The organism is Ramlibacter pinisoli, assembly GCF_009758015.1.
GTDB classification, from domain to species: domain Bacteria; phylum Pseudomonadota; class Gammaproteobacteria; order Burkholderiales; family Burkholderiaceae_C; genus Ramlibacter; species Ramlibacter pinisoli.
This window is the reverse complement of sequence record NZ_WSEL01000008.1, coordinates 1-653: the sequence shown is the minus strand read 5'-3', so window position 1 is coordinate 653 and position 653 is coordinate 1. Positions and strand designations below refer to the sequence as shown.

Annotated in this window: 1 protein-coding gene; it reads right to left on the bottom strand. The window is 70.6% G+C overall.

Annotation, left to right across the window (positions count from 1 at the left end):
- Window positions 1-653: hypothetical protein (locus GON04_RS14525; protein WP_181654079.1), on the bottom strand; the 653-nt coding region annotated here is incomplete at both ends.

Sequence of the window (653 nt, the reverse complement as noted above, 5' to 3'; positions counted from 1 at the left end):
CCCACCTGGGTGCTGTTGCCGATCTGCACGCCACGTTGCACCGCCGTCGCATTGGTGCTGGTGCTGGTGCCGGCCACGCCGGTGATGTCGATCGCGCCGCCACCGGTGGTCTGGATCACCGAGCCGCCCGCATTCGCGCCGGCGATGAACACGCCCTGCGTGTTGCCGCTGTTGGGCCCTGCATCGGAGCTGCCGCTGATGCTGATGCCGCCGCTGCCGCCCGTGATGGTCGAGCCCGTGGTGCTGCCCTGGATCGAGATGCCCGACGAGCTACCCGTGCCGGTGCCCGTGATGGAACCCGCCTGGCCCCGCAGCGTGATGCTGCCGGTGCCGGCGGACGTGTTGATGGTCGCGTCCTGGATCACGATGCCCAGCGAGCTGCCCGAGCCGTCGTTGGCGCGACTGCCGCCCACGCCATCCGCCAACACATTGCCGCCGTTGGTGGTGATGGAACCGAGCACCGCCACGCCGACGTGGCCTGTGGTGAGGCCACTGGCGCCGCTGAAGCCCTGGCCGTACAGCGCCACGTCGCCTGCGCCGGTGTTGAGGCTGGCGCCGGTGTTGACCACCACACCGATGCGCCGCGCGCCGCTGTAGCCGGTGGCACGGGTGGTGTCGGTCGTACCCCCGTGCGCCTTGACGAAGCCACCGTT